This is a genomic window from Lysinibacillus sphaericus (assembly GCF_005217585.1).
Taxonomy (GTDB): domain Bacteria; phylum Bacillota; class Bacilli; order Bacillales_A; family Planococcaceae; genus Lysinibacillus; species Lysinibacillus sphaericus.
In genome coordinates this window covers 101,390-126,720 of the sequence record NZ_SZPT01000005.1, presented here as the reverse complement: position 1 = coordinate 126,720, position 25,331 = coordinate 101,390, and the positions used below count along the sequence as shown (strand labels likewise).

Annotated in this window: 26 protein-coding genes; 19 read left to right on the top strand and 7 right to left on the bottom strand. The window is 36.9% G+C overall.

The genetic code is table 11. The features are described from left to right. Positions 1-45 precede the first annotated feature (45 nt). The 3 genes from FC748_RS18060 to FC748_RS18050 all read left to right on the top strand — a co-directional run bounded on the left by FC748_RS18060 (position 46) and on the right by FC748_RS18050 (position 3,004). A complete protein-coding gene (locus tag FC748_RS18060) occupies positions 46-1,044 on the top strand; it encodes a PDDEXK family nuclease (protein WP_108031009.1) in 999 nt (332 codons plus the stop codon). Between the two features lie 237 nt (positions 1,045-1,281). Next, the gene (locus tag FC748_RS18055; protein ID WP_025220436.1) at positions 1,282-2,316 is read left to right on the top strand and encodes an ABC transporter permease; all 1,035 of its coding nucleotides are present in this window, start codon (positions 1,282-1,284) and stop codon (positions 2,314-2,316) included. A 1-nt stretch (position 2,317) separates the two neighbouring features. Continuing rightward, positions 2,318-3,004: an ABC transporter ATP-binding protein gene (locus FC748_RS18050; RefSeq protein ID WP_108031008.1), complete on the top strand. Its 687-nt coding sequence runs from the start codon at positions 2,318-2,320 to the stop codon at positions 3,002-3,004. 310 nt (positions 3,005-3,314) lie between these two features. On the opposite strand, the gene FC748_RS18045 is transcribed toward FC748_RS18050, so the two are convergent. Further along, positions 3,315-3,764 carry an AraC family transcriptional regulator gene (locus FC748_RS18045; RefSeq protein ID WP_025220435.1) on the bottom strand — a complete coding sequence of 150 codons (450 nt, stop codon included), beginning with the start codon at positions 3,762-3,764 and terminating at the stop codon, positions 3,315-3,317. Positions 3,765-3,954: 190 nt separating this feature from the next. On the opposite strand from FC748_RS18045, the gene FC748_RS18040 reads away from it, so the two are divergent. After that, complete coding sequence (locus FC748_RS18040) at positions 3,955-4,593, top strand: hypothetical protein (RefSeq protein ID WP_137036915.1); 639 nt, start codon at positions 3,955-3,957, stop codon at positions 4,591-4,593. Between the two features lie 93 nt (positions 4,594-4,686). Here the strand turns inward: FC748_RS18040 and FC748_RS18035 are convergent, their stop codons facing one another. Beyond that, the gene (locus tag FC748_RS18035) at positions 4,687-5,604 is read right to left on the bottom strand and encodes a 3-hydroxyacyl-CoA dehydrogenase (RefSeq protein ID WP_338016146.1); all 918 of its coding nucleotides are present in this window, start codon (positions 5,602-5,604) and stop codon (positions 4,687-4,689) included. Positions 5,605-6,063: 459 nt separating this feature from the next. Here FC748_RS18035 and FC748_RS18030 point away from each other — a divergent pair, with 459 nt between their 5' ends. After that, the gene (locus tag FC748_RS18030) at positions 6,064-7,122 is read left to right on the top strand and encodes an S-layer homology domain-containing protein (protein WP_024364206.1); all 1,059 of its coding nucleotides are present in this window, start codon (positions 6,064-6,066) and stop codon (positions 7,120-7,122) included. Positions 7,123-7,199: 77 nt separating this feature from the next. Here FC748_RS18030 and FC748_RS18025 read toward each other — a convergent pair whose 3' ends face one another. Together FC748_RS18025 and FC748_RS18020 are read right to left on the bottom strand one after the other, a co-directional pair. Continuing rightward, the gene (locus FC748_RS18025) at positions 7,200-7,886 is read right to left on the bottom strand and encodes a ZIP family metal transporter (protein WP_233433845.1); all 687 of its coding nucleotides are present in this window, start codon (positions 7,884-7,886) and stop codon (positions 7,200-7,202) included. A 220-nt stretch (positions 7,887-8,106) separates the two neighbouring features. Then, positions 8,107-9,015, bottom strand: a complete 909-nt coding sequence (locus FC748_RS18020) for a MerR family transcriptional regulator (protein ID WP_025220431.1) — start codon at positions 9,013-9,015, stop codon at positions 8,107-8,109. Positions 9,016-9,232: 217 nt separating this feature from the next. Here FC748_RS18020 and FC748_RS18015 point away from each other — a divergent pair, with 217 nt between their 5' ends. The 3 genes from FC748_RS18015 (at position 9,233) to FC748_RS18005 (ending at position 13,437) form a co-directional block, all read left to right on the top strand. After that, positions 9,233-10,540, top strand: a complete 1,308-nt coding sequence (locus FC748_RS18015; protein WP_238600219.1) for a globin-coupled sensor protein — start codon at positions 9,233-9,235, stop codon at positions 10,538-10,540. 233 nt (positions 10,541-10,773) lie between these two features. After that, on the top strand, positions 10,774-11,481 hold the full coding sequence (locus FC748_RS18010; RefSeq protein ID WP_038509917.1) for a TspO-related membrane protein: 708 nt from the start codon (positions 10,774-10,776) through the stop codon (positions 11,479-11,481). 264 nt (positions 11,482-11,745) lie between these two features. Next, positions 11,746-13,437, top strand: coding sequence for a GNAT family N-acetyltransferase (locus FC748_RS18005; RefSeq protein ID WP_025220428.1), 1,692 nt, complete (start codon positions 11,746-11,748; stop codon positions 13,435-13,437). A 122-nt stretch (positions 13,438-13,559) separates the two neighbouring features. Here the strand turns inward: FC748_RS18005 and FC748_RS18000 are convergent, their stop codons facing one another. Beyond that, entirely contained in the window at positions 13,560-14,156 is a 597-nt protein-coding gene (locus FC748_RS18000; protein ID WP_024364212.1) for an NUMOD4 domain-containing protein, read from the bottom strand. 209 nt (positions 14,157-14,365) lie between these two features. Here FC748_RS18000 and FC748_RS17995 point away from each other — a divergent pair, with 209 nt between their 5' ends. The 11 genes from FC748_RS17995 (at position 14,366) to FC748_RS17945 (ending at position 24,303) form a co-directional block, all read left to right on the top strand. After that, entirely contained in the window at positions 14,366-14,572 is a 207-nt protein-coding gene (locus FC748_RS17995; RefSeq protein WP_024364213.1) for a helix-turn-helix transcriptional regulator, read from the top strand. Then, complete coding sequence (locus FC748_RS17990; RefSeq protein WP_227665378.1) at positions 14,569-14,874, top strand: hypothetical protein; 306 nt, start codon at positions 14,569-14,571, stop codon at positions 14,872-14,874. Before FC748_RS17995 ends, FC748_RS17990 begins: the two co-directional genes overlap by 4 nt. A gap of 22 nt (positions 14,875-14,896) precedes the next feature. After that, positions 14,897-15,367, top strand: coding sequence for an SACOL1771 family peroxiredoxin (locus tag FC748_RS17985; protein WP_108031007.1), 471 nt, complete (start codon positions 14,897-14,899; stop codon positions 15,365-15,367). 145 nt (positions 15,368-15,512) lie between these two features. Next, complete coding sequence (locus FC748_RS17980; RefSeq protein WP_108031006.1) at positions 15,513-16,148, top strand: sugar transferase; 636 nt, start codon at positions 15,513-15,515, stop codon at positions 16,146-16,148. Further along, on the top strand, positions 16,117-17,295 hold the full coding sequence (locus tag FC748_RS17975) for a glycosyltransferase family 4 protein (protein WP_244311204.1): 1,179 nt from the start codon (positions 16,117-16,119) through the stop codon (positions 17,293-17,295). Before FC748_RS17980 ends, FC748_RS17975 begins: the two co-directional genes overlap by 32 nt. Before the next feature lies 1 nt (position 17,296). Further along, positions 17,297-18,970: a GNAT family N-acetyltransferase gene (locus tag FC748_RS17970; protein ID WP_108031004.1), complete on the top strand. Its 1,674-nt coding sequence runs from the start codon at positions 17,297-17,299 to the stop codon at positions 18,968-18,970. Then, on the top strand, positions 18,951-19,697 hold the full coding sequence (locus FC748_RS17965; protein WP_233433832.1) for a GNAT family N-acetyltransferase: 747 nt from the start codon (positions 18,951-18,953) through the stop codon (positions 19,695-19,697). Before FC748_RS17970 ends, FC748_RS17965 begins: the two co-directional genes overlap by 20 nt. Continuing rightward, positions 19,685-20,683 carry a polysaccharide deacetylase family protein gene (locus FC748_RS17960; protein ID WP_025220424.1) on the top strand — a complete coding sequence of 333 codons (999 nt, stop codon included), beginning with the start codon at positions 19,685-19,687 and terminating at the stop codon, positions 20,681-20,683. Before FC748_RS17965 ends, FC748_RS17960 begins: the two co-directional genes overlap by 13 nt. 352 nt (positions 20,684-21,035) lie before the next feature. Next, positions 21,036-22,307, top strand: a complete 1,272-nt coding sequence (gene hutI, locus FC748_RS17955; RefSeq protein WP_024364221.1) for an imidazolonepropionase — start codon at positions 21,036-21,038, stop codon at positions 22,305-22,307. A 1-nt stretch (position 22,308) separates the two neighbouring features. Continuing rightward, positions 22,309-23,307 carry an agmatinase family protein gene (locus FC748_RS17950; protein WP_025220422.1) on the top strand — a complete coding sequence of 333 codons (999 nt, stop codon included), beginning with the start codon at positions 22,309-22,311 and terminating at the stop codon, positions 23,305-23,307. 108 nt (positions 23,308-23,415) lie between these two features. Continuing rightward, entirely contained in the window at positions 23,416-24,303 is an 888-nt protein-coding gene (locus FC748_RS17945) for a 5'-3' exonuclease (protein ID WP_025220421.1), read from the top strand. Here FC748_RS17945 and FC748_RS17940 read toward each other — a convergent pair. Further along, positions 24,296-24,799, bottom strand: coding sequence for a C39 family peptidase (locus tag FC748_RS17940; protein WP_108031003.1), 504 nt, complete (start codon positions 24,797-24,799; stop codon positions 24,296-24,298). The two genes, FC748_RS17945 and FC748_RS17940, sit on opposite strands and share 8 nt — an antisense overlap. A 133-nt stretch (positions 24,800-24,932) precedes the next feature. Further along, on the bottom strand, positions 24,933-25,277 hold the full coding sequence (locus tag FC748_RS17935) for a thioredoxin family protein (RefSeq protein ID WP_081769927.1): 345 nt from the start codon (positions 25,275-25,277) through the stop codon (positions 24,933-24,935). Positions 25,278-25,331 lie beyond the last annotated feature (54 nt).

Below are 25,331 nucleotides of genomic sequence, written 5' to 3'. Positions count from 1 at the left end.
TGAAATAATAGATTTGATACTATTTAATGAAAGGAAATGGTCTACATGTTATATAAATTAAATAAGTCCTCCTGGGATTATGAAAAGGTAAAAAGAGTGAGTCTTGATGCGATTGGTTGGAAAGAGAAGGATTTAGAAAGGTTAGTATCTAAACATCTGCAAGATTTCATATCTAGCAAAGATTTAATGACAATATTTAACGAGCGTCCAAGACAAGAAGAACCCGATATTTTAGCAGTTGATAAAGATGGCGATTTATATATATTTGAATTGAAAAGATGGGGTTCAAATCAAGAGAATTTGCTACAAGTATTGAGATATGGTCAATTATTCGGCAATAGTAGTTACGATGAGCTCAATGAAAAATACCTCAAATATAGCCAAGGCAATATATCGTTAATGGATGCCCATAAGCAGTATTTTGATAAAGACGCAAGTAATCAAATTACCCAAGAGATGTTTAATAATAAGCAACATTTCATTGTTATGACAAATGGCTTAGACCAACAAACGGTAGAAGCAATTATTTATTGGAAGAAGAACGGTTTGACTATTGATGCCATTGTCTACTGGATATTTGAAGTCAATGGTGAACATTATATTGAGTTTAATATGTATTCGCCAATTGAAAGTTATTTAGAATATGAGAGTAGCGCCTACGTTTTAAACACGAATCATACCAATAATCCACTAACGACAGATGAAATGTTAGATGAAAAGAAAGCAGCGGCTTATCATAAAGGATGGCAAGAAAAAATAGAAAAGATTCAAAAGGGCGATATTGTATTTCTTTATAAAAGCGGCGCTGGAATTGTAGGATACGGAAAAGGTTCCGGTAAATATAACAAGCAAGATTATAATGGCTATACTAATGCAGAGACAAATACACCTTTACAAGATTTTTGTAAATTAAAGCGTCCATTAAGTGCTTCTGAAATGAAAGCTATTTGTGGACAAGGTTTTAACTTTAGACAAACGATGTTCTCAATTAGTGAAGAAAATGCCAATAAATTAATGCGAGTAATTCAAAAACATTACTTGTAACATTTTAGGAGCGATATTTTAGCCGTTTAGCGTTACCGCGGTTAACGAGCTTCCATCACCATTTACACAATCTTCTACGTCATTATGCGTAGGAGGTTTTTTATTTTTGTTTGAATAGCAAGCGGCAGCGATATTGAACTGTAATGTTTAGTTCATCTTCCGTTCATTTTCAGTTCATGTTGTGTTCATGTTGACTCTATATTCTAAGAATGTAAAAAGAAATAGGAGGGGTTTAAAATGAACCTAGCTTTAAAAGAAATGAAGAAAAATAAAGTGCGATTTGTGATTTTAGGTTCGATTGTTTTTCTGGTGAGTTTATTAACCTTTATTATTTCGGGTTTGGCAAATGGATTATCGCAAGACAATGCTGCGCTTATTAAAGATTTGCCAGCGGGGCAGTTTTACATGAATGAAGATGCAGATGAAACATATAATCTGTCTAGAATAGATAGCAGTACCCAAGATGAAATTTTAAGCAAACAAAAAGATGCTGTTGCCTTTTCTATTCAAATGGGCTTTATCAATGATAAGGCAGGAAAGCAACAAAGCGTGGCATTTGTAACAGCTACCGATTCGCCGTTATTTGCAACTGTTAAACATGAAGAAATTATTTTAGATAGCTCATTAAAGGATAAAGGTATACAGATAGGCGATACAGTAACGAACAATCAGTTTAGTGGCAAGTTTATTGTAAAAGATTTTGTTGAACAAAAGAAATATAGCCATGCGCCAGTAGCCTATATTAGTATGGAAGATTACCAAGAAATTTATCGAGTTAAAGAAATGCAATTAGTGTTTACACCAGATGGGGATGCCTCACAAGCGTATACAGGATTACAAGCTTTTTCAAAAAGTGATTTTTTAAATACGATACCGAGTTATAGCGCAGAACAAATGTCTCTTAATATGATTGTCTGGTTTTTAGTTGTCATTAGTGGCATGCTGTTTGCAATCTTTTTCTATATGATGAACGTTCAGAAGATTGGCTTATACGGTATTTTAAAAGCAATTGGTTTAAAAACAAGTAAGTTATTCAAAATGATTTGGACACAAATGATTGTGATTACTGTGATTTCTCTGGTGCTATCTATTACACTAAGTCAAGTTTTTAATCAGTTTGCACCACAAGGAATGCCATTTAGTTTAAGTTTTGCTACAATAACGCAATTGTCGATTGTATTCCTTATTATTGGATTTATCGGGGCTACCATTTCAGGGATCCAAATTAAAAAAATTCAACCATTACAAGCGATACAACAAGGAGAGGTCTAATATGACAAAATTTACAATGGAGAATGTTAGAAAAACGTTTACAAATGGTGAAGTGCAGGAAGAAATATTAAAAGGCATTAACCTGACCCTGAAGGAAGGTGAAGTAACAGCATTAGTGGGCGCTTCAGGTTCTGGTAAAAGTACTTTGCTAACGATTGCAGCAGGTTTGCAACCTACAACCGATGGGCAGGTAATCTTTGAAGGGAAAAACATGACGACATTAAGTGCAGATCAAGTTCGACAAGTACGGGCAAGTAAATTTGGCTTTGTCTTTCAATTTGCACATTTAGTTCCGTTTCTTACAGTAGAAGAACAGCTCCTGCTGATGTTGGAAGTATCTGAAACGCCATTAAAGAAACACGAGCAGCAAAGAGAGGTAGAGCGTATTTTAAAATTAGTAGGGATGGATCATCGCAAAAATGCCTATCCTTCTTCATTATCAGGTGGGGAAAAGCAACGAGTTGCGATTGCCCGAGCGATTATTCATAAACCGAAAGTGCTCTTTGCAGATGAGCCAACAGCAAGTCTCGATTCGAAACGATCGAAGGACGTAATGGAGTTAATTCGAAATCTTACTAAAACATTAAATATCACGACGTTAATGGTTACACATGATGAAGAAATGCTTATGTATACAGACCAAGTCATTAAAATGAATGACGGTAAAATTTTGCAAAATGTAAATTAATAAAATGCGCAGAAAGTGTTAGATTGATTAGCTTCAATCTAACACTTTTTTGCTGCGCCGTTGTTGTCCGCTACGGCGGTGCTTTCCTTTCGCGACCGTCGCTAACGCGCAGAATGCTCGCGTCTTATATCGTGTGCTGTTCTGAGCTAGAGTCATCGCCTTCGCTCCCAACTACTAGTGAACACTTCTAATTTTTTATTTTTGAAAAAGCATTAATGGCTAAGTTCGCATAATAAAAAATTTATGAACATCTTTCCTTTGTCTCTTATTTTGCAGTAAGCGTTAATCCTGAGAAGTCAATTCGAATACTTTACTGAATCGGAACTAATATTTCGCATAAATGATTATCAATCATTTGCGACGTATATCTTTCAATTATTGGTTCTTGTCTCATGATTAGCTGATGTTGCTCGATTTCTGAAAAGACAGTGCTCCAAAATGTGCTGATTGCTTCTTTAGTATGGTCGAGCAAGAAAACAGCGTATTTCCCGCCGCTAAATGTACCAACATGTGCAGGTTTTGACACATGGAAATTTTTATGAATCATTATGCCGACATCATAACGGCATTGCTCTTTAGGTGTTATTTCGGGATTATCTTGCGCTATGCCGAATATGGCTGATTGGTTCAACAAGTCATTTAAATGTGCCCATTGTTTAAAAGACTCCATTAACCCTTTGTTTTGCCGTTCACCATATTGACCAACGTTTCTAAAAAAGGCAATTTTTGAAGCGGGTAATTCTTCAATTGTGATTTTCATTGTATTGTCCTCCTTCTTTAGCTAAGGTAATATGATTAAAAATGTTTCTCAAGAACTTTTTTAAAAGTAATGAAATGTTTTAATTCTTCCGTATTCTATTATTCAAAGCAAATTTGCAAGAACCCATCGTGTGGATGATGGCATTTTTTATGTTTTCTATGTCATACCTTCTAATTAGGGGGTATGCATGTTGAGAAAAATAGTAATGTTTGTTGGTGTATTGCTAGTAGCTATAGTTACTTTTAACCTTGTCGATAGGCTTTTAGTAGCCGATACTTCAGAAAATAAAGAAGGGCAGGGTTCATTCGTTAGTCAAGAACAATTAAGTATGGCTACATTGAAAGATAAGTTGCGTGCAATATATGTTGGAGTAGATGTGAAAACGACACCAAAGAAAGAATTGGTGTTACAAGTTGTTGCGGACGAAGATTATTTTAATTTGGTAACAAAGGATATGGAACAAATTGCTAAAAGTGTGATAGCAAACTCTCCATTTATGGACTATACGCTTGTTTTTGAACGCTGGGAATTAACCTCACGGGATGAAGAGGATATCAATCTCGATAATGGGGTATCCAATTTTATTAAAACGATTGTGGAAAGTCTTGAAAGTTATACAGTATTCAAACATGTAACGACGGATCACCAGTCTTTCATTACTATCCAAACGACAATAGATAGTTCTGAGAAAGACGCGGAAAAATTAGCGCTGGAGATGGAAGAGACAGTTTATGAAATAATTAATTTTCAAAACCGAAATGAGCAATCTCAGAAGCGTACATATGACATTAAAATAGTGAGTGCTCAGGGAAAAGTATTAAATCGATAAATGGTGAAATTGTGTGGGTGACAGGCACTAAAAAAAGCCGTAACATGCGCTAAGTGCGACATGTTGCGGCTTAAATTGTATGAGTGACAGGCACTAGCCTTTTAGGAAATCGGGTTTAGCGAAGCTTGGGTTAGGGTATTGGTAGAAGCCTTCACCTGTAGCTCGTCCTAATTTACCTTTATCGATATACTCTGTTTTCAATAGGTTAGCTAATTTTTTCATGTTTTCATCCCCTGTAGCGGCAGCTTTTGCTTCTACAATGTTATGGGCTGTATTAATACCTACAACGTCTAAAATAGCAAATGGACCAAGAGGAGCGCCAGTACCAATCATCCATGTTTTATCAATTGTTTCAGGGTCAGCTACTTCTTTCACTAATAGCATTTCTGCTGCATCTAAAAATGGCACTAGTAAAGAGTTTAAAATATAGCCAGGCTGTTCTTTATATAAAGGTAGTGGTACCATGCCGATTGCACGTGCAAATTCCACCACTTCATCAAATACTTTCATATCTGTACCTGGGTGTTTCATAATTTCAGCAGTATTGTTTACCCAAATAGTATTAGCAAAATGTAATGCTAAAAATTTCTCTGGACGCCCTGTTGCTTCTGCAAATTGGCTAGGTAATAAAGTCGATGAGTTCGTAGCAAAAATTGTTTTTGCGGGTGCAACTTTACCAAGGTTTGTGTAGAATTCAGTTTTAATTTTTACAACTTCAGGAATAGCTTCGATAACTAAATCAGCATTTGCTACAGCATCTGCTAAATCACTATTAAATGATAGACGAGCGTAAGCAGCATCCACTTCTTCCTGTGTGGCACCTAAATCGTGCTGGTACAATGGTTTTAACTTTGTAATACGCTCTTGCGCATTTTTTAAAGCTTCGTCATTAATATCGTATACAGTAACGTTAAATCCTTTAAAAGCAGACTGATAAGCAATCTGGCTTCCTAAAACTCCGCTTCCTGCTACAGTAATATTTTGATAATTCATCTGACTTCCTCCTCTGATAATGTTACATCGATATAATAGTTTTGTTACAAAATGATTTCCTTGTTACACTCCCATAGTACTGCTTCCAACGAACTAAAATCAAATAATAAACTCAATTATTATAATGATATAAAAATATGTCTGATTACTATAAAAAATTATCTCTTTAAAGTATGTGCTGATGGGGAATAAAAATAACGGCGCTACCATTTTTTTTTGATAGAGGTCTCTGATACTAGATGCGTACTGTACAAAGGTTAATATTATGAGTTGAAAGGACTATGCAAGATGAGTAGTTATCCCTTTTGTAAATAAATGTATTAATCAATTAGACCTATGTAACTAATTATTTAGACGGTGAATTTAGTTTTTGAAATATAGGACTTTATTATAATTTTGAATAATTTACATATATTTATAGATTTGTTAACAGATGATTTAGTACACTAAATTTATGAATTGAAAGGGGAAAGAAAAATGAAGAAAACGATTTTAGCTGGAGCTTTAAGTATTGCTTGTTTTACAGGAGGTTTTGCTACACAAGCACAAGCTCAAGGCAATGACAATATTGCCAATATTATTCATCCAAATCAGGTTGTTGTAGCAACAAACCAAGCGCAGTCTATGTCTTATCAAGATATCTACAAAATGCTATTACTTTCAGAATTAGGTATTGACAATCCTGATAATATGACTGTAGTAACAACTAAAAATAGCATTACTTTGAAAATTTCACTAAAGGCAGTAATGGATAGCTATTCAGATGGGTCAAACTTATATCCTGAGGGTGAAAAAGAGTTTAAAGAAAACTACGAAGAAATTAAAAAGCTATTTGGTGATGCTATGCAAATGCGCTTTATTCAATCTGGTAATAGTTACAAAGCTGAAGTTTATGCAGAAGGGAAATGGCAAACTGCAAGTAATAAAGATGTGAATGATTGGTTGACAGTATTAAACCGTGCAGATTTTGATCTTAAACCAGGTGGTTATTTTACAGATGCAATTGGTCACTGGGCTGAAAACTATATCCAATTACTTTATCAAGCTGGAATAGTGACAGGTGTTACGGATACAACGTTTAATCCGAATGGTCAAGTAACACGTGGACAATTAGCTGCAATGATTTTCCGTGCTTCAGGACTAGATGTTAATGAAGATTATGAAGGTCCAGCTACATACAAAGATATGCAAGGTTTCTGGGGGGCAAAGGAAGTAGCGATTTTACAAGAGTATGGATTACTCGAAATTTTTGATGGTGAAAATTTTGAACCAAATAAACCGGCTACACGTGAGGAAATGGCTCATGTAACGGCAAGCTACTTGGAATCAGTGGAATTCGATGTAGAAAAGGCTAATAAAAATAATACTTTTACAGATAAAGGTGACATGCGTCAGGAAGCGGTAGCATCGATTGGCTTATTACAGCAATTAGGAATTATTGAAGGCGCAAATGGTAAGTTTAATCCAAAAGGCAATTTGACTCGTGCGCAATTTACGAAAATCTTATCGCTTACACTGATGACAGTAAATAAATAGTAAGAGTAAAAAACCACTTTGCTAAGGCAAAAGTGGTTTTTTTTACGTGCCAGTCACCGAAACAATTTTGACACAATTCATCCTGCAAGTACGTGGAACATATAGCTTAAAAAATAGCCTAATAATATATAGGTGAGAAAGGCTTTACAAGTGACTGTTTGTACGTGGTGCAAAATAAACTCTGAAATACTAGCCGTACCGATTAATCCGATTGATAAGCCCATTAATATTCCTTGTGCTCTTATTGTTAAATCCCAATACTGACCAATTAAAATAAAAATGATAAAGAAAATGGAGAATCCGATGAAATAAATAAATAGCTTCCATAGCTTTTCACTTTGTGAGAGAAAAGCTGTTGTAAGTGCAAATCCTTCAGGAAGATGATGAAGAATAATGGAAGCTGTGATCGTTATACTTAATGCAGAGTTTCCTAGTAAATTACCTACTGTAAGACTGATTGGGATTGTATGAATGACCATTGCAATGGCGAGCAAGGAAACGGAGGGATTTTGATAATTAGTCGGGTGAAATAAACTACTAAGTAGTTGAAAAACTAAATAGCCGATGAGAATGCCTAGTATGATGCCAAAAGACTTGTACATTTGAAATGAGGATGGAATGATGTCTAGTATAAGCAATCCCAATAAAAATCCGCCACATAATAATGATAAGCCCTGGGTTGTATGTTGAAAAAGCTTAGAGAAAACCCAAGCAATTGTTCCTCCTATACTCACGCTGAAAAAAAGAAATCCTCCAAGTATCATTGCACTCAACTGCGAAATTCCCCCGCCCCATTATAATCTGAAGTCCGTTTTACAAAATATATGCATTTCAAGGGTTTATATGAGGATACGCTGTTAAAAATATACAATCTCACTATCTATGTAGAGCAGGAAAACATTAATTAGCAAATAAAAAGTTACAGCTCATACAAATGAAAAGGAGCAGTATCAAGCTTCCCTTCCATCTGTAGACCGTATAGGGTTATTGGAAGACTTCTTCAATCGTTTGAGCAATGGTAATGAAATGTAAGTCTTTATCTTTTGTATATTCGATTGCGCCAGCTCCACCTAAATAAAATTGTATAGATGGATACTTTGAAGCAAAATCCTCTAATTGCTGTAAGAGAGCAGGGTGCATTTCAAAAGGCATAGTTGTTAGAGCGGACAATATAACAATTTGAGGCTGAAACTTCGAAACGAGCGATTCAATTGCCCCTAGTGCAGGTGAGCTCCCTATTAAAAATGACTTCCATCCAAGCAACATCGCTTGTAAAAGCAAAATATGGAGTGGGACTTCATGATATTCCCCTGGTAAACATGCCCCCATAATGAGCGGGGCGTTGTCTTTATATTGATAGTTGCGTCTAATCTGTACTAAATAATCTCGGATCACCATCGTGATAACAGCTTCCTGATATTCTGACCATTCCGCTTTTTCCCATCGCATACCTACTTCATGTAACAAAGGAATAACTACAGTCGATAGAAATTTGGGTAAGCCAAGCGCATAATGGGCATCTTGAAGAATTCGGTTAATTTCAATTTCGTCACAATGCGCCCCTTTTTCTAGTAGAAGAAAAACATAATCGTTCATTTCGTGATGGATAGTTGGAACAGGAATTGGTTTAGAATCTGATTCTTGTTCTGGCTCCATTGTTTTGACAACTGTGGCCGCTTGTTTTATAGAATATCCTTGTTCGGATAGTTTTCGTACCTTTAGTAGTATTTGAATATCTTGTTCTGTGTAAACTCTATGACCGTTGTCTAATCGTTTTGGTTCAACAAGTTGATAGCGTTCTTCCCATTTTCGAATGACTTGCTTAGAAAGACCCGTTACTTCAGAAACTTGTTTAATATTATAATGCCATGTTGTTGAATTGACAGATGTCATTGTTCGTCAACCCTCTTTCCAGTTTGAAAAGTATCGAATTATCATAACAATTATACTGTAGATTTATCAAGTGGAAAATTTAAACCTATAGCTCTATTTTAAACGATAAAACATAATTTGTATAATTTTTGTATAACTATTATATCTAATAGTTTGACAATATTTAATTTTTCATGATATACAGGTACTAAACAATTATGTGATTGAGGTGGAGAATGTGGCGAAATGGTGGAAACGGAAGTTAGAAGCTTCTAAAGATGAATTGTTTAGTTTGGAGGATGGCTTTGAACCAGTTATTGAATTGTCTACTATGCCAGAGTTAGAAAAACAGATGGTATTAATAGGGCTTAAACGAGAAGATTTCTACATAATAAAAGCATGTCAGCCATTTGTTCGCGACGGTATCGAAGAAGTAACGGCTGTATTTTACCAAAACATACTCGCAGTTCCATCGTTGCGTAAAATCATTGAGGAGCGTACCCAAATCGATCGCTTGAAAAAAACATTAGGGAACTATTTAATTGCAATGTTTGATGGAGCTTTTAATGTAGAAGCAATTGAAAGAAAAAGAAAGCTAGCTCGCATGCATTTTAAAATTGGTCTAGAGCCAAAGTGGTATATGGGTACTTTTCAACATATCCAAGAAGCAATCATCAATTTGATTGTGAAAGAGATGACAGCACCTGCTCTTCGTGAGCAAATTATGTTAACCATTTCAAAATTAATTAATCTTGAAATGCAAATTGTGTTGGAAGAATACGAAAAGGAAAACGTTAAAATAAGAAATGATCAATACAATCACATTAAAAATGAGTTAAAACAAAAAATATCTTTAATCAGTCAAGATTTGGCTAATTTAACTGAAGAAACAAATTCGTCTATTGATGAAGTAGATGTGCAAACGACGATGATTGCACAAATAATTGAAAGAAATGTCGAGACTGTTCATCATATTAATCAAGATGCAGATGTTGGTAATCAACATGTCATGAAGTTGGAACAAGAGATGCGCCATATATATAACCGGACAGAAGAAATGGGCACATTAATTGGCAACTTAAAAGAGTCTTCGGATCGTATTATTGATATTGTTTTGCTCGTCAAAGCCATTGCAGATCAAACCAATTTGCTTGCCTTAAATGCCTCTATTGAAGCGGCAAGAGCAGGTGAACATGGTAAAGGATTCGCGGTAGTTGCTCAGGAGGTACGCAATTTAGCTGAACAGTCAAAACAATCTGTCGAGGAAATTACGAAGCTTGTTCAAACATCTACCTCTTTAACGATGCGTGCAGTTGAAATGATAGATCGTATTGAAGAAAGCGTGGCAGATGGTGTTGAGGCTGCTGTTGAAACACAATCGAAATTTCACGATATCCTCCAAGCTATTGTGGAAAATGAGCGATGTATTGTACAGGTAGAAACGGATGTAAAAAATTTAGAAAAGGTAATTAGCTCTATTGGGAACGAAACACGCACTGTTGCTAGCACAGCCGATAGTTTATATCAGACAGCCATGCATTTGTAATTAACACATATGCTGATAGATTTTCACTAAGATAGAACGATCTCCAACTGTAGATCATTCTATTTTTTTTATGTCCTTGAGTAGAAACGAGCAGTATCTGTTCATCATGGACTGTTTTAAAAGTAGCCACTACAGGTATAAAAGGGGAGAGCGTGTTTTTAAAGGAAACATGTATATCAATAATTAAAAGGCTATATAGTACCTTATATAGATAAAAATAAGGAGGGATGGCTATGAAGTGGGTTGCACTGTTAAGCTATATAGCAATGATTATAATCAATGGTTTAGCAAGTACAATCGGTATTAATGGCAAAACAACAGCGGAAATATCCAATCAAATAGAGGTACTTTTCACACCAGCAGGCTATGTTTTTGCCATTTGGATTGTGATTTATATTGTTTTGGGAATATGGATTTTTATTCATTTCTTTTCGAAAACAGAAAATCAGGAGACCGCCATTATCAATCTTGTTACATTAACGTGTCTGTTTAATATTGCGTGGCTTTTATGTTGGCATTATGCATATTTCGTATTATCCATTGTAATGATGGTAGGTCTCCTTATAAGCTTAATCTTGATATACAGTAGTTATCCAAAAGGGGATACTCGTTTTGCAGGAAGATTACCGTTCTCGATTTATTTAGGCTGGATTAGTGTAGCCTTAATGGCGAATATTAGTTTTGTACTGAAGTATTATCAATGGAATGGCTTTGGTATCTCTGAAATATGGTGGGCAAATTTATTGCTCTTTGTCGCTACATGTCTTGCTATTTATATACGCACTGTAGAAGTGGATGTTGTGTTTCCACTAGTTATTATTTGGGCTCTTATCGGCATTGCTGTCAAAAATGGAGTGGATGCAGGAAGTTTATTTTATATGCCTATACTGTATAGCGTAGTGCTCTTGATATGGATTTTTGTAGGAAAGCGGAAAGAGTAACTAGTTAACGGTAACAGCCATCAACGACATAGCAAAAAGTGTTAGATTGATTGCAGTTAATCTAACACTTTTTCGCTTTTGTGCCAGTCTCTTTCATTCATTGGATTATGATCAAGGACCGTGCTAGTTGTTCTAATTTTGTTCTTATATGAATATAGTGGCTACTAAGTGCTGAAATAGGATGCGAAGTGTAACACTAGAAAATAAGCGTTTGGAAAGAACGTGATGCTTTGTTATTGAAGGCAAAAAGGAGTGACTACACACGTGCTAGAGTATAGACTCGTGACAACGATTGACGAGCTTGAGTCGTATAAGGAAACTTGGACTAAGATACTTGAACGTGAAAAAAACGATAATCCATTTATAGAGTATGGTTGGGTGTCGACGTGGTGGTCGATACTTGGGTGCGAAGAAAATGTGGAAATTTACGTAGTTGAGCATAGTGGAGAGCCCATTGCATTTTTTCCATTTGTTCATGCTATTCGATTTGGTGGCATTCATCAATTTAGCTTTTTAGGACAAGGACTTGCTTCTTATATGGAGGTGATTTCCGAAAAAATTTGGAAAGAGCGAGTGGTGCAATATTTATTAAAAGAACTGATAAACCAATATAAACGGGTTCTTTTCTTGTTCCATGGTTTGCTTGAAAGTAAGGATACTTCTCAGATTTTAGAAAAGTTTACTTTAGAACGACAATTGCCCCATTCAATTTTTCGTGTGGTCACACCTTATATAGATTTTAGAGCAATTGAATTACCGGATTTTTTAAAGAAGCATAAGCGTAAATTTAAAAGTATTCATCGTCGAGAGAAACGATTAAAAGAATATGGTCAACTTACGTTTCAAAAAGTTGATGATGGAAATTTAGATAATATGTTTCAGTTGTTCGAAAGAAGATGGCAAAAGAAAGTAGATACGAGTGGATTTACAAAGGAGCGGACGCGGGCATTTATTGAACAGCTCGCAAAACAACAAGATGCAGCACTTGCTTTAAAAGTTCATCGGTTGCAATTTGAAAATATCTGGATTGGCTTTACAGTAGATATTTGCTGTCGAGGTAGAAACTTTTGTCACACAATGGGGCATGAGCCGGATTTCAATATGTTCGGACCTGGACGATTGATCGAGAAGGAAAATATGCTGCAAGCACATAGTACAAACTTACAACTATACGATTTTGGCAGTGGCTACGAACCGTATAAGTTTGAATGGTATACTCATTTAGATTTTACAAGAAAATTCATTATGAGTACGACAGGTATTAGGGAACGACTATTTCGAAATGCAATGGTGCTCCATGAAACGGTTTTAACAATAGTAAAAGCAAATCGTAGAATGGTTGAATGGAAACGTAATACATTAGGAGAAATGCGATACTGGTTGACAAAGGCAACTTTGCACGAGTGGTTTTCAATGCTAAAATGTAGGGTTCTTAGTGGACGGGTATTTCATATTTATTATTTACAGACAAAACGAGGTCATAACAAATCGAACTTTCGTGAAATCTATATTCAATCCTTACTGGAACACGATAAGCGTTCCGAGCTCCTTATGCATTATTTTAAAGGCTATAAACTGTACGGACAAACCAATCAGGAAGTCGCTTATTTGCGACATGATCAATTGATTCGTGAAGAAGCAATTGGATTTATACAGGAGTTGCCACCAAATACTACATATATTAAAAATTATGAACTACCGAACCTCCAAATAATAGTCGGGGAAGTGCAACGGGAAGGGCGAGCAATTTGTACGTCTGCCAATTGGTTTGAATGGCGGAAACGTAAGAAGTTGTCAGCATTGGGATTTCAAAAGGTAGAACGTGTATGGGTCAATCAATTTTTAAAATGGAAAAAAATATATCGTCAACAGGAAAAATGGGAAAAATATTTGTTGAAACAAGGGCATAAATTAGAGCATATTTGGCATCTAGCCATACTTTCCTTACTTATATAACAAAAATCCTTAGCATCTTTTATGGATGCTAAGGATTTTTTAGCTTGTCTAATTTTAATTGTAACTGTCATGCTGTAATGCAGATGATATTTTGTTAACGTAGTGCATTAGCAAAAATCAAATTAAAAGTGAATGCCAGGTTTGTCAATTAGCTTACAGCCTGTGCCGTATTTCGCTTTTAAGGCACCTTTAAAGTGTGTTTGTTCAAGCTCTGGGAATGTCTGCTTCCATAGTTCGAAGACATTATGATTTGACGCTGTGCCGTCTTTTGTTAGGCGGACAATATGAAAACCGTATTCGTCATTACAACGAGCGAGTGGACGATTTTCTCGCACTGTCATAATTCGCCCGCTTGCTGTTATTTCATAGAGTCCTTCATAGCCTGCAATTGCACGGCTTTCTTCATCTAAATTAGTTGTTTTAATAACTGCCTTGTCAACAGGTTTTTGTTCTTTAGCAGGCGCTTCGGGCTCCTGTTCCTCTGGAAGTTGGTCAACGACAATAAAATCTTTATTGGAAGCTTTATCGCTCATTGTTGCCATTACATTCATAATGGAGCCTACATAATGTAATGGTTTGTCGCTACCTTCTTCATAGACAAAAATATTATAGTCAGTTTTATTTACCTTTTTCATAATAATGTTTCCTGTCGTAATCGTAAAACCGATAAATTTGTTTTTATTTAGTGCTTGTAATGCTTGTTGCTTTGTTAAAGTCATTATTAATTCTCCTAAAAAAATGTTTTTTCTATTTTACCATAAAATTAGTAGTGCTGTTTTCTAATGCTTGTTGCAATTGCCCATAGGAAAGAAAAATGCGAGAATGCAGTTTGGAAAATTTAAGAAAAAATATGTAAAGGGTGCTTTACAAAATAAAAAAAGTAAAGTACACTTTACGTAAAGTTAGCTTTACATAGGGGTGGTGAAAAATGGAACAGCGCATAAAAGAGCTGAGGGCTTCCTTTGGTTGGACACAGGAACAACTATCCGAAAAACTAGGTGTTTCGAGACAAACGATTATTTCGATAGAGAATGGTCGTTATAATCCGTCTTTAGAACTGGCGTATAAGATTGCAAAATCATTTCAACTAAGTATTGAAGAAGTATTTATTTTTGAGGAAGGTAGTGATGAATGATGACTTTGGAACAAATGCTAGGTTTACTTGGTATCGTATTAGGACTTTCAGGCGGTGTTTTTGGACTTTGGTGGGGACGTAGAATGGCTGCACGTAAAAATGGGCTAGATGAAAGATATGAAAAAATTACAGTTCATTCACTGGCGACTGGTTGGAAAATAACGATTATCTCCATTTATCTGCTACTCCTTTTAGTGATTCTTGGTACGCAGTTTTCTACTGCCCAAGTATTAGGGATTCTGTTATTCATTCATATGGCAGGATGGGCATTTTCAACATTGTATTATAATTTAAAGTTTTAGAGTTGAAGGGGGCAAATTCAATATGCAACATAAGTTTAGTATGAATTTATCTTGGTCACAAGGAAGAAATGGTACAGGCAATTTATCAGCCACTCATTTGAAAACACATGTATCTATTCCTCGGGAAATGAATGGGCCAGGAATAGGAACAAATCCGGATGAGATGTTATTGGGTGCTTCCGCAACGTGTTATTTAATCACATTTGCCGCTTTACTTGAAAATTCTAAAATTCCTGTCGTGACATTATCAATGGAGGCAGAAGGATTTGTCGACGTAACGGATGGTGTTTTTACATATGAAAAAATTATCCACAAACCGAATGTCAAAGTAGCTCATCTAACGGAGCGTGAGGAAAGACGTATTAATCGATTAGCATATAAAGCAGAACAAACTTGTATGATTAGTAAAGCTTTAAAGGGAAATGTGCAAATTGAATGTCACCTTCAAATTGAACATACGACTGATGGTCAACCATCCACCTCAACGATTTAATGATGAAAGGAATTATGCTAGAAGTTTTTCTAGCGTAATTCCTTTTGTCATTTTTACATAGTATTTACTTGGACTGAAATAGTTCTATAAATGGGCGAAATGAATATATAAAGTTAAGCACTAAAAAAATGAAAAGGATGATGTATTGCACGTACAGACAGCCGAGACACTCACATTTTACGGTCAGTATGGAAAACGAATTTTTGATATAGTAGGGGCACTTATTTTATTGTTTTTAACAATCCCTCTTATGATAGCTATTTTCCTCCTATTACTTATTACTACTGGACGCCCCATCTTTTTCAAACAAATTCGAACGGGATATGATCATCAGCGTTTTATCATATGGAAATTAAGGACCATGTCCATACAGGCAACACCTGTCAATATGCCTGTGATATGTACAGATGGTATACCAGATGATTACTATTTTAAAACTGACCAAGATACGCGCATTACAAAAATTGGAGCAGTTCTTCGTAAGTTAAGCATTGATGAAATTCCACAACTTCTCAACGTATTAAAAGGTGATATGAGTATTGTTGGGCCCAGGCCTGAAATTCCTGCAATTACAAATAGCTATAGCGCATTACAAGCACGTCGTTTAGAAGTAAGGCCAGGTTTAACAGGGCTTGCCCAAATTAACGGCCGCTCTAATATATCGCATGGACAAAAAATTTCCTATGACCTTCACTATGTGGACCATGTAACTTTTTGGATGGATGTAAAAATTGTTGTGAAAACACTTTTTGTCGTACTGGCCAGAACAGGTGCTTATTAAAAGCAGGAGGTGGAGGATACTGAAGATTGTTCAACTAATAACACGTATGGATAAAGTAGGTGGCGCTCAAAAGCATGTCGAAGCGCTTGCCATAAAATTAAAGCAAGATGCTCATGAAGTGACGATTGTGACGGGGAGTTATGATCCATCATTATGGCGCTTACAAGAGGCGCAAATTGAAGTCATTCGTATCCCAGCCATGCAGCGAGCAATACATCTGACAAAAGATATGCAAGCGCTGTGGCAATTACGAGCAGCTTGTAAAAAAATTCAGCCTGATATTATTGCGGCACATTCTTCTAAAGCAGGTGCCATTGGACGTGTTGCCGGTCGTCTTTTACGTATCCCAACAATTTTTACTGCGCATAGCTGGAGCTTTACAGAGGGTGTGCCGCCAAAAAAACAATTAATGTATCGTCAGCTTGAAAAAACTGTCCAACCATTGACAACAAAAATTATTACTGTATCTGATTATGATCACAAGTTGGCGCTAACGAAAGGAATTGCACCCGCTCATAAAATGCAGACCATTCACAATGGGATAGAACATTTAGAAAGCGTAATGGCACCAAAGAGAGTACGGAATGAACAGCCTCAACTTGTTATGGTCGCTCGCTTTGAGATACCGAAAAGACAGGATCAATTGCTAGAAGCTTTGTTGGCGTTACGTGACATCCCTTGGCATCTTCAATTTATTGGAGATGGTTCTTTGCGACTGTCATTAGAAAATTATGTGAAAGACAAAGGGTTATCAGAGAGAGTGACCTTTTTAGGCAATCAATTGGATGTCACAACATTACTTGCTGAAAGTCAAATCTTTGTATTGTTATCCGACTGGGAGGGCTTGCCTATTTCGATTATCGAAGCAATGAGGGCTGGGCTTCCCATTATTGCCACGAATGTTGGTGGAGTGAATGAGTTAGTGACTGATGGTGAAAATGGATTTTTAATTCCTCGTGACGATGAAAATCAGAGCCTATTAATAAAAAGGCTAAAACAACTTTTAACAGATAAATCACTTTGTGAAAAAATGGGCGATGCAAGCGAACGCCGTTTTTTACGAAACTTTACGTTTTCGCCTATGTATCAAAAGACGCTCGATATTTATGAACAAGCTATTTCAAAGTTTGCTAAGAAGGGTGATTAAATTGCAATTACTTCGCATTCGAACGGACGATGAACTTATGCTTTATAAGGAGATATGGGATGACATTTTAGCGAATGAACAAAATGATAATCCATTTATTGAATACGCATGGTTTTATAACTGGTGGATCACGATAGGAAGAAAAGAACGAGTGGAGCTATATGCTGTTCAAAAGAATGAGGAAATTATAGCATTTTTGCCATTCACGGTAAAAATGCTTTGGGGAGTGCGCATATATGCCTTTACAGGTGAAAAAATAGCCCATTATACAGGAATCGTCGCAAGGAAAGAGTGGCAACTTTCTGCCATTACGTTCGTATTTGATGAACTTATGAAAAAGCACCGCCATGTATTATTTTCATTTCATGGATTACTAGAAAGCAAAGAATCAACAAAAGTAATCGAACAGTATTTTGTTGAAAAGCAATTACAACTTCGTATATTTCGAGATGTAACACCTTATCTCGCTTTTTGCGAAGTTGATTTCGATAGCTACTTTAAGGAAAGGGAAAAAATACATGATGTCGAACGTCGGAAAAATAAGCTGCGAACATTTGGCTATTTGCGCAAGAAATCGCCTGTACACGAAGACCTAAGAGTATTATTTCAGTTATACGATAGATGTTGGGTAAAAAAATTAGATACGAGTGGCTTTACAGAAGGAAAGAAAAAAGATTTCTTTGAAAGGCTTATGCTCCTGAAAGGAGAAGCAATGCAAGTCGAGGTAGATGCTCTTGCTTTTGACAATCAATGGCTCGCTTTTAATTACGGTATTTGTTGTCGGGGACGTTATGTAATGTATGCAAGCGGTTATGAGCCAAACTTTACAAGTTTTGGGGTAGACCATTTGCTGAATCAATCCACAATAAAACGTATTTTTACAGAAAACTACCTTTTGTATGATATGAGTACTGGCTATGAGCCCTCTAAATTAGCGTGGCGTTCTGGCATTGATTTTACAAGGCGGCTAGCGGTCAGTAGTAACACGAAGCGTGCCAAGTTATTATTTAGACGATTAGTATGGAAGGAACGCATAAAGGAAATGTTGCGCAGTAATCAACGCGTTGTCAAATGGACACGTCATACGCTTGGTCATTTACGCTATTTAGTAAAGTATGGGAAAGGGAAAGATTGGCTAGAATATGGACAACAATTCGTTGAAAAGTTTGTTCGTTTAAAGCGCGTGGAATTGTACGAGTTATCCCCAGCTGATCGGGTAATACCACAGCAACCAGTAGGAGAGTTATTTGAGGAAATGACGATTCAAGAGGCGATACAAATCGATCAGGAAGAGCTTATTTCCTTATTGTCTAAGGGATATACCATCTATAAAGATTCCTTTGCTCAAACGAGTAAGCCTGCTTTTGCTTTACATACGGAAACTTTACGTGTGGATGCATTGCAAATTGTTGAGCCGTTGCCAAAGCAAACCTATTTTTTAACTTATGATCTCTATAAAAATATCGACATTATCACAGCATATATTCAAAAAGTAAAACCAGATAAAACACTGTGGATAACGGCAAGTTTTTGGCAATGGCGTAAGCGAAAACGTCTACAACAAATAGGCTATAAACGTATTTCTCGAATGAAGCATTTTAAATGTGCTCGTTATGAGCGCAATCATGTAGAAAATTACACAGAGAGTGGGGGCGATGTTCATTCTATCCATTAGAAGTAAGCGATGGAATATCGCGATGCAGCATATTTACTTTGCAGAAAAGCTAGCAAATACTAGAAAGCCGATGAAGTTAGTTTGTCACACACATTCACTTGTTCCAAGTCGTAAGTTGATTAAGCGTGAAGCGGTTCATATTCGATTAACAGATCATGAGTACATGATGTTGAGTGCACTGTCGAAAAACACTCGAAAACTATTGCGTCGTGCACAAGAAGAGTCCTATCAAGTTTTCTTATATAAAGAGCCATCAGAGGATAATTTACGAGCATTTCAACAGTTTTATAATGAGTTTGCCAAAAGGAAAAAAATCGACCAAATAAATAAACTTCAAATGGAAGCGATCATGCTATTAAATCAACAACAGGCTTTGTTATTGTCAGAGGTGCGAAGTATTTGTGGACAAACCTTATGCTATCGACTGGATATTGTCCATGCACAAAAAGCGATGTCCTATTATGTAGCGACTTGTCATGCTAGCGCATTACCTACACATTTAAAACGTCCTATGCGCTATGCGAATCGTTTCTTGTTATGGCACAATTTCATGTATTTAAAACAGCAAGGGTTCGTTCTATATGATATGGGTGAGCTAACAGATATCGAAACGGTTCGTCAATTTAAATTGAGTTTCGGTGGACAAGTTGTAAACGTATATTCTGGTTACATCGCACATTCGAGAATAAGTGCGTTGTTATTGGGCGTGCAAAAGTGGAGAAAATAGCAAGCAAAGTAAATCATGGAGGTTTTGTTATTTCCTTGGACTTTGAGCTAAATTGGGGTGTCCATGATGTATTTAGGTATGGGCAATATAATAAAAACTTATATGGAGTACGTCAGGCCTTACCTAAAATCCTAATGCTGTTTAAGGAATATGAAATTCATGCAACATGGGCTACTGTTGGCTTACTATTTGCGGAGTCTAAGGGAGAAATGGCGCACTACTTGCGAGGCATTCCAGTGAAGTACGAGCAGATGAAGTATGCAGCACATTCACAACTTGCAAAAGTAGGTGAAAATGAGCAAGAAGATCTTTTACACTTTGGCAAATCGTTAATAGAACAAATTATTCAAACACCTTATCAGGAAATTGGTAGTCATACGTTTTCGCATTATTATTGTTTAGAGAGTGGACAAATTGAATCGGATTTTGAATCGGATTTACAAGCGATGGCCATGATTTGTGAAGGATATATTGCACCGATGAAGTCGATTGTTTTTCCACGTAATCAGGTAAACGACAACTATTTTACTGCGTGTCAGCAAGCAGGCTATGTTTGCTATAGAGGAAATGAACGGCATGATTTATACAATCCGAAAAAGTTCACCAAAAAAAATCGACTATCATTAGGCGCAATGAAATGGCTGGATAGCTATGTTAATATTACGGGCAATCATATGGTCCGATTAGAAGAAATGAAAGAGGATGCATTTATTAATGTCCGAGCAAGTGCATTTTTAAGGCCTTACAGTCGTATTTTACGTGCATTTGAGCATCGCAAGATACAACGAATTAAAGAAGGGATGCTTGCTGCTGCTAAGGAAGGGGCTTTTTATCATTTGTGGTGGCATCCGCATAATTTTGGAAGACATATTGATAAAAATTTAGCGATGCTTGAGGAGCTTTTGCAATATTATCAAGAATTACAAAGAGACTATGATTTCCAAAGCTATTCCATGTATGAGGTAGCAATGCTATGTAAGCAATAACATTTCTGTATAGAGTGTTATTGCTTTTTTGTCTTGTTTTGAAATCTAGTTGCTGCTCTAAGCGAGCAATGAAACGTGCGCTAAAAATTAACTCGCTGGATGTTATAGATTTGGCAAGGGACTATTCGCAGTTCCGAACATAAGGATTCATTTTGTGCTCAAGCTTAATGGATGATAGGTTTTATAGAAATTTTAAGAGAATAAGAGGGAATTGAGCAGGGCGTGACGAAGATGTAAGTACCTTACTATAGGGCTGCTTTAGAATAATAAGCGTGTTCACAATTTTAGTGAGATCATAGTAATAAGTTCACTTAACGGATGAGGGTTATACATAGACAAAGGGGAGTTAGGGATGAAGGACAAGCAACAAAAGCCAATTTGGATTCAAAATATTTCTCAATTAGTAACACTTGCAAGTGACAAGAAAGGTCCGCGAGTACGAGAAGCAATGCGAGAGCTTGCTATTATTGAAGGAGGAAGTGTTTGGCTGGAAGATGGTGTGATTCAAGATCTTGGTACAACACGAGAAATGATATTAAAATATTTACCCCGTGCAGAGGAAGCGGAGATTGTCGATGCTACAGGGAAAATTGTCACGCCCGGTTTGATTGATCCTCATACCCATGTTGTTTTTGGCGGTAGTCGTGAACATGAATTTGAGATGCGTTTAGAAGGCGCGAGCTATATGGACATTATGAATGCTGGGGGAGGCATCCATGCAACAACTCGAAAAATGCGCTCGTTGACAGAAGAACATATTTTCAATCAGACGACGAGACGCTTGGACTTATTTTTACAACATGGTGTTACGACGTTAGAAAGTAAAAGTGGCTATGGCTTAGACTTAGAAAACGAGTTAAAACAATTACGGGTTATGCAACGATTGCAAAATAAGCATCCGATGGACATTGTTCCGACCTTTATGGGCGCACATGCAGTACCAGAAGAATATCGAGAAAACCCAGAGCACTTTGTTAACTTAGTGATTGATGAGATGATTCCTGCGGTGGTGGAAGAAAAGCTTGCAAAATTTATTGATGTGTTTTGTGAAGTCGATGTCTTTACACCCGAACAAGCAGAACGTATTTTATTGGCTGGCAAGGCACAAGGGCTTATACCTAAAATACATGCCGATGAAATTGAAGAAAATCAAGGTGCGCATGTTGCGGCAAGAGTAGGTGCTATTTCTGCTGAGCATTTATTAAAAGTGTCGGATGAAGGTATTGAAGCACTTGCTAAATCGGGCGTAATTGCATGCTTGTTACCAGCAACAGCATTGTATTTAGGTGAAAAACCAGCACGTGCCCGAGATATTATTGACGCAGGTGTACCTGTAGCGATTTCCACTGATTGTAATCCAGGCTCATCGCCAACGATTTCGCTACCACTTGTTATGAACTTAGCATGCATTACAATGAAAATGACGCCGGCAGAAAGCTTGTGTGCTGCTACCTATAATGCGGCTTGTGCATTGCAAATTGAAGATCGCGTAGGTTCTATCGAAATTGGAAAACAAGCTGATTTAGTGCTGTGGGATGTCCATAATCATCAAAAGTTACATTATATTTTTGGTGTAAATCATGTGAAAAAGGTTTGGAAAAAAGGTGTGAAGGTGGTAGGTTAAGATGTTTACCCAACCTGAATGGCAATGGAAACAAGAAAACGGCTCAGGCATGCATCAGTGGATTAAGCAAAAGCAAAACCCACATGCAAATGATGTAGATATTATTGTCTATGGCGCCTTATTATCTTATGCGAACGATCCTATGAAAAAAGCACAGTATCCTACTGCTTTTCGGAAAGCGTGGTCGAGCTTTCAATCTTATAATTTAGATGAACAAGTAGATTTGCGTTCATTAGCAATTGTTGATATTGGAGACGTGGCAATCGACTCGACCAATCGCATGCTTTCGGAATCTGCTATTGAGGCAGCTGCTGAAAATTTAAGTATCGCTTATCAGAAAAGCTTCACTTGCCTGATTGGTGGCGACCATGCAATCACGGCTTGTTCATTAAGAGGGATTAAAAATGCTTTTCCGAATGAGCGAATTGGCATTATTCAACTTGATACGCATCTAGATGCAAGAAATCAAGAAGATATAGGTTTAGCAATGAATTCACCGATTCATCAACTAATCGCATCAGGCGTTGTAGAGGGAAAACATATGTATAACGTGGGCTTGCATGGCTTTTTTAATTCACCAGAAATGATTTATTATGCTCGTGAGCAAGGAATTCATATGATTACTTTAAAGCAGATGCGACGTGACGGTATCCAATTGACCATCCGTGAAATGCTACGTCAGCTTATGTACGAGGTAGATAGAATTTATGTATCCGTGGATTTAGATGCATTGGATATTACGTTTGCCCCAGATGTACCTGCTGCTACACCGGGTGGATTAACGGCCTATGAATTATTTGATATTTTAAAGCTGATTGGTGAAAATGAAGGTGTACGGCATATTGACTTTATTTATCCTGATCCAAAACAAAATGAACTTCGCTTAGAAACGGTGAAAACGGGGGTTACTGCATTTTTGCAATGGCTAACCGGCATTCAACTGGATCATCGCAATCGTATATCAAGGAAAGAAAAGGCAGGCTATGGAGCTACTCCATAGTCTGTTTTGCTACGGGCGGAAGCTTCCCACAGGCACATCTAAATTGTTTGGGTGCCTGACACCTTAAACTGTTATAATAGAATAATAGATAAGAGAGGATTTTTTATTATGACTACAAAACCAAAATTACTCATTGTTGATGGTATGGCGTTATTATTTCGTTCTTTTTTTGCATCAGCAGCAATGGGGCATTTTATTCGATTAAAGGACGGCACACCAACGAATGGTGCGCAAGGATTTGTGCGCCATGTGTTGACGGCACAATCTATTATGCAACCAACGCATTTAGCTGTTTGCTGGGATATGGGGGCACAAACATTCCGCAATGAATTATATGATGGCTATAAAGCTAACCGTCCAGCACCGCCAGAGGAAATGCTTCCTCAATTTGATATGGCTAAAAATTTAGCTCAACATATCGGATGGCAAAATTTTGGCGTTGTCGGTATGGAGGCGGATGATGTAATCGGCTCGATGATTACGAAGTGGCAGGATGAAGCTGATATTACAGTTATTAGTGGGGATAAGGATTTATTACAATTGCTCACACCGACAACGCAAATTGCTTTTACAAAAAAAGGTTACACTGAATATGATCTTTATACACATACACGCTTTAAAGAAGAATATGGTATAGAGCCAATTCAATTTGCGCAAGTAAAAGCGTTTATGGGTGATACGAGTGATGGCTACCCAGGAGTTAAAGGAATTGGGCCTAAGCAGGCACTGACACTTATTCAAATGTATGGCTCGATTGATAATGTGATTGCTTCCTTAGAGGACTTAAAACCTGGTCAGCGTACCAAAATTAAAGACAATCTGGATATGCTGAAGTTATCACATGAACTTGCAACGATACAAACGAATGTACCGATTGAAGCCGATTTTGCTCATTTAGCAGTACCAAACTATGAGCACCAGACGATTAATGCAATAGAGGAACGTGGCTTTACACTTATTGCGAAGCAAGCACGTTCATTGTATGCCCTTAGTTAGGTGCTATTTTAACGAAGCGTAATACGTTTTTATTTTGTTGAAATGAAGCATTACGGATTTGACTGGCGCGATTGTTTCCTCCGTTATCGTGGAAAATTAACAATAGCTTACCATCTTGTACTTCGTAGCCAATAAGTGGTACCCAATGGTAGGCAAAGGTCGATTTTTTATCAAACCATCGTAGGCTAAAATAACGGTCAAAGCGCATTGCCACAGGGCGACCTGCGTCAATTTCTTGCAGCGCCTCTTTTAATGTGCAATTGCGTATATCCCATGTTGGTAACAGCTTTCGAAGGTTAGAAATTAAACGCCATTTAAACAAACCAACTTTGGTGCTACCTAGGATTTGGTAAAGGTCATTTACCGATGGAGCTAAAGGATTAAAGTACTTTAGGATGACATGGACTGTTGTCGGTCCACAGGCAGAGTTACGATAATGAGCTGCGATGGATGCATCGTATTGAGATGTGCCTTGTAATGACAAATGCTGTTTCATTATTATCTCCCTTCCAAAAAACGCTTTATAATCTACGTGTTTTTAATAAGGTGTTTGCTTTCGATTGATATAGAAGAAAAAATAGTATGCCGAGGGATACCTAGCATACTATTTTTACGTTTGTTACGATTTATTATTGTTGAGCAGCTAAAAACTCCGTAACTTGTTGTGGTGTTTTAGCGTTCGCACTATGTAAGTGGGCTAATTTTTCACCGTTTTGGAAAATTAATAAACTTGGAATACCCATTACATCGTATTTATCAGCGATTTCTGGCAGCTCGTCACGGTTAAGCTCATACCAATCAAATTGGTTGTATTCTTCAATAATTGGGTCGATGAACATATTCATACGTGTGCAATCTGGGCACCATCCAGCATAAAATTTTACAAGTACTTTTTGTTCACCAGAAATAAGCTCATTAAATTGTTCTGCAGTTGTTATTGTTTTCATTAGTAAATCACTCTCCTTGCTTTCCATTTTACACATTTTCTCTTCAACCTGAAAGTTATCTGTTTGGGATATGTGGAAGCT